Source organism: Moorena sp. SIO2C4 (genome assembly GCF_010672485.1).
In the GTDB taxonomy this organism is placed as follows: domain Bacteria; phylum Cyanobacteriota; class Cyanobacteriia; order Cyanobacteriales; family Coleofasciculaceae; genus Moorena; species Moorena producens.
Genome location: NZ_JAAHGN010000606.1, coordinates 1 through 4,542 on the forward strand (window position 1 = coordinate 1; position 4,542 = coordinate 4,542).

Genomic DNA, 4,542 nt, shown 5'->3' on the forward strand with positions numbered 1-4,542 from the left:
CACAGCACTCCCGCCTAGTAAAATAACACCCCCAATACCCAACTCTTGCAACCAACGCTGCAATTGCTGGGCTGGGGGTTCCCAAATCGGATACTGAATTTGGTGATCAAATAGGTAGCCGGATGCTCGAACCACTACCATTTGCGCCACCTGTTCTGCTAGGGAAAGGTTATTTAGATCAGGCAGTGACTTTGGGAGAGAATTCAAGCTTGTGCTCCAGAAATATCGTCTTCGAGTTGCTTGCTCTGGCGTTCTTGAGAAAGCTGATTCAGTAAGTTCAGCATCTGATCGCCTCCTTCGAGACCACGGTCTTCAATAAACATCACCTCTGGTGTGCGGCGCAGGCGAATCCGCCGACCTAGTTCTCGGCGGACATAACCTGTAGCTGATTTTAATCCAGCCATTGTTTTAGATCTTGCCTCATCAGTGCCATAGATGCTGACATAGATCTTAGCGTGCTGCAAGTCGCCAGAGACATCAACGTTGGTAATGCTAACCATCCCACTACCGACCCGGTCATCTTTGATATCGTTAAGCAACATTTGACTAACCTCCTGCTGAATTAGGGAGGAAACCCGAAAAACACGGCGATTTGTAGTCATGACGTTCCCTTTGTTAAAGTATGGGCATCATCGAAAGCTGCGCGCACCTAGTCTAAACCTAGTCTAAACCTAGTCTAAACCTAATCTAAACCGGACTGAAGCCGAGCATGCCACGTAGGGTGAAAACCAAGAATAGAGAAACTCCCACGGCTATGCCAATTAATGCGATCGCAGTTAGGGGGCGGTTCAGTAGTGGTTTTACCAGCAAAAACAGGGAATAGAATATCCCTAGAGTAATACTGATTAGATAGCGTGGGTAACGAGATACATTTTTAAAAAAGTCTTCCATTATCCTATAAACTATTATCGTGCCATTTTTAATACGTAAGCATTCAGCTATCAACCCTTAGCTATCATGACTCATCAACAGGAGGTAGTAAACAAGCTGGGGGGTGCTGGTATCGCTGGTTGAAAATCCCTGTTCGTTTTACTCATCCGACCCCGTGTAGTTAAAGCGCTTGCTAGCTGATAGCTGATAGCTGACGGCTGATAGCTTACTTTAATACTGGTAGCACTTTTTTAGCTTCTTCCGTACTTATTCTGGTAATTTGTAATAAACAATGCCAAAAAATTCCCCCCTCTTAGTAAGGGGGGGATTAAGGGGAGTTAGCACAGGATAACTAGGGGCTTTACCCTACAATCATTTACTCAACTCCTTGAGGCAAAAGCTCTCGGTTTTCCTTACGACTGACTTGTACCTTACCCTCTTCATTGACATCAACATAGGCAATATCTCCTTCCTTAATGCGACTGGAGAGAATTTCTTCTGCCAGCACATCCTCCAACAACCGCATGATTGCTCGACGTAATGGTCTGGCCCCGTAGCTGGGGTTGTAACCCTCTTCGATCAAACGGTCTTTGAACTTCTCGCTGACTTCTAGAGTAATGCCTTGTTCGTACAGACGACCAAACACTTCTTTTAACAGAATCTTGGCAATGTCCTTGACTTCTTCTTTGGTCAACTGACGGAAGACGATAATCTCATCTAAACGATTCAGAAACTCTGGGCGGAAGTACTGTTTAAGTTCTTCGTTGACTAGATTCCGAATTCGATTATATTGGGATTCCGCTTGATTATCGCTGAACTCGAAGCCCAGTTGTCCGCCACCCTTTTCAATAACCTTGGAACCGATATTCGAGGTCATGATCAGCAGGGTGTTCTTAAAGTCTACCGTCCGACCCTTGGAGTCAGTCAACCTGCCATCCTCTAGGATTTGCAGTAGCATATTGAACACATCTGGGTGTGCCTTTTCAATTTCATCGAACAGCACTACTGTGTAAGGACGACGACGCACTGCCTCAGTTAGTTGACCACCTTCGTTGTAGCCCACATATCCAGGAGGCGAACCTACCAACTTACTAACGGTATGGCGCTCCATGTATTCGGACATATCTAGGCGCACCATGGCTTCTTCAGACCCGAAGAAGTAAGCTGCCAAAGACTTAGCTAATTCTGTCTTACCGACCCCTGTAGGTCCAGAGAATACAAAACTGGCAATAGGACGGTTGGGATTCTTTAAGCCTACCCTTGCTCGACGAATTGCTCGGGAAACGGCTTTAACCGCATCTTCCTGACCAATCAGGCGCTGATGCAGGGTATCTTCCATGTGAAGTAGTTTCTCTGACTCTGATTCAGTCAGTTTTTGTACCGGCACACCAGTCCAAGAGGCAACAATGTGAGCAATGTCCTCTTCATCTACAATTGGGCTTTCATCAGTACCCCGAGATTCGCTCTTCTTGCTTTGGGCAATTGAGCGAATTTCCGCCTTTATTTCCATTTCGCGATCGCGCAGTTCCCCAGCTCGATCAAAGTCCTGGGAGCGTACCGCATCATCTTTTTCTTTGAGGACCTGACGCAGTTCTTTATCTAGCTCTTTTGCTGCTGGGGGCAACTGGGAGTTAATCAAACGCACTCGGCTTCCTGCTTCATCGATCAGGTCAATGGCCTTATCTGGCAGGTAACGGTCGGAAATATAACGGTCTGAGAGGTTTGCTGCTGCTTCGAGAGCCTCATCGGAAATTTTCAATTTGTGGTGTTGCTCGTAGCGCTCCCGCAAGCCGTATAGAATCTCAATAGTTTCTTCTACTGACGGTTCACCGACCATTACTGGTTGGAAACGACGTTCTAGGGCTGCATCCCGCTCAATGTGTTTGCGGTACTCATCCAAAGTTGTCGCTCCAATGCACTGCAATTCTCCCCTTGCTAAGGCTGGTTTGAGGATATTTGCCGCATCAATTGCCCCTTCAGCTGCACCTGCACCAATCAGGGTATGAACCTCGTCAATCACCAGGATTACGTTAGATGCCTGACGAATTTCATCCATAATTTTTTTCAGGCGTTCTTCAAACTCACCCCGGTATTTGGTTCCAGCAACCAGTAAGCCAATATCGAGGGTAACGACTCGCTTTTCTTCCAAAATGTCTGGAACATCATTGTTAGCGATTCGTTGGGCTAAGCCTTCTGCGATCGCAGTTTTTCCTACCCCTGGTTCTCCGATCAATACTGGGTTATTCTTGGTACGGCGTCCCAATATCTGGATTACCCGTTCTATTTCCTTTTCCCGTCCTACTACTGGATCTAGCTTGCCTTCACTAGCCATCTGGGTTAGGTTCGAGCCAAACTCATCGAGAGTAGGAGTCTTTGTACGACCTTGAGAGGCTCCTGCTGTGACTTCCGCCGTTTCACCCAACATTCTGATAACTTGGGTTCTGACTTTAGACAGGTCTACTCCTAGGTTTTCCAAAACCCTAGCCGCTACGCCTTCTCCCTCCCGTATTAGCCCAAGTAGCAGATGTTCTGTACCAATGTAGTTATGGCCTAGCTGGCGAGCCTCTTCTAGGGATAGCTCTAGAACCCGCTTTGCTCTAGGGGTAAACGGGATTTCGACAGCAACGAAGCCGGAACCCCTGCCAATAATTTTCTCAACTTCAATCCGAGCGTCTTTGAGATTTACGCCCATAGATTTGAGGACCTTGGCAGCTACGCCAGTTCCTTCTCCAATCAAACCCAGGAGGATTTGCTCTGTGCCTACGAAATTATGACCTAGGCGACGTGCTTCTTCCTGAGCCAGCATGATCACCTTAATGGCTTTTTCTGTAAAGCGTTCAAACATGGCGTATTCCCATCACCTGTTGCATGCCCGTGTAAGCTGATTCTAGCACAGGTAAATCAGCCCACTGTTGATTTTTACACAACTCGCAGCAATTGAAACAGTTATTTACTTACTTCCCAGCCATTTCTGGCGATTAGCCATTAACCAATTTCCAGGTCAATCTCTGCCAAGCGCTGTTTAATTTCCTCGTAACAATCGGCCATTGTTTTTTCAAATTCAGGGGTTTTCAGACCCCCTCGCCATAAAATCAGAGCATCCTCCCCAGTATCTTTGTAATAATTTCTACGTCGTCCAGCTTCAGTAAAGCCGAACTTTTGGTAAAGAGCCAGTGCTGCTTGATTAGATGGTTTCACCTCTAAGGTTGCCCACTCTAAATTACGCTGTTTAGCATCTTGTAGCAATGAATAAAGCAGTAATTGACCCAAACCTTGACGTTGGTAGTCAGGATGCACTGCCAGAATAATAATATGGGCTTCCTCCAAAATTGACCAAAAACAACCTAAGCCTACCAGGCAATTGGGTAATGAGGTGATGGGAACACCTGTGCCTTCAAGCAAAGTTGGTTTTTTGCCCCCTTTTGGAGGAGCTTCCAAAGCCAACAACTGACTGTTGGGGCTATCCAACTCTCGCTCGTAACCCGACCGAGTCCAAAGTCCACCAAAACACAGCTGATCTAGTGCCACTGCGGCACTTAGGTGCTATGCTTTGAGGGGTTTAAGTTTTAAGACAGTCACAGCCTTCAATTGTACACTGATTAACGAGACGCAAGTTCCAACTGTAAAGCAAAATCAGGAAAATAATTACATAATGCTATCGACTCAACCCAT

The 4,542-nt window shown here is 46.5% G+C and carries 4 protein-coding genes and 1 pseudogene; all 5 read right to left on the bottom strand.

From position 1 onward, the window contains the following. Positions 1-207: pseudogene (locus tag F6K20_RS25490) on the bottom strand (beta-glucosidase); the annotation flags it as partial. Then, the gene (rbfA, locus tag F6K20_RS25495) at positions 204-602 is read right to left on the bottom strand and encodes a 30S ribosome-binding factor RbfA (protein WP_008179934.1); all 399 of its coding nucleotides are present in this window, start codon (positions 600-602) and stop codon (positions 204-206) included. The gene rbfA and the pseudogene F6K20_RS25490, both read right to left, overlap by 4 nt. An 85-nt stretch (positions 603-687) precedes the next feature. Continuing rightward, a complete protein-coding gene (locus tag F6K20_RS25500; RefSeq protein WP_008179935.1) occupies positions 688-891 on the bottom strand; it encodes a DUF751 family protein in 204 nt (67 codons plus the stop codon). Between the two features lie 355 nt (positions 892-1,246). Next, entirely contained in the window at positions 1,247-3,715 is a 2,469-nt protein-coding gene (locus F6K20_RS25505) for an ATP-dependent Clp protease ATP-binding subunit (protein ID WP_008179937.1), read from the bottom strand. Between the two features lie 140 nt (positions 3,716-3,855). Beyond that, positions 3,856-4,398, bottom strand: a complete 543-nt coding sequence (gene rimI / locus F6K20_RS25510; protein ID WP_287296496.1) for a ribosomal protein S18-alanine N-acetyltransferase — start codon at positions 4,396-4,398, stop codon at positions 3,856-3,858. Positions 4,399-4,542 lie beyond the last annotated feature (144 nt).

Coding starts and splice junctions, on each gene's coding strand:
- rbfA (WP_008179934.1), bottom strand. CDS start 602: ATGACTACAAATCGCCGTGTTTTTCGGGTTTCCTCCCTAATTCAGCAG.
- F6K20_RS25500 (WP_008179935.1), bottom strand. CDS start 891: ATGGAAGACTTTTTTAAAAATGTATCTCGTTACCCACGCTATCTAATC.
- F6K20_RS25505 (WP_008179937.1), bottom strand. CDS start 3,715: ATGTTTGAACGCTTTACAGAAAAAGCCATTAAGGTGATCATGCTGGCT.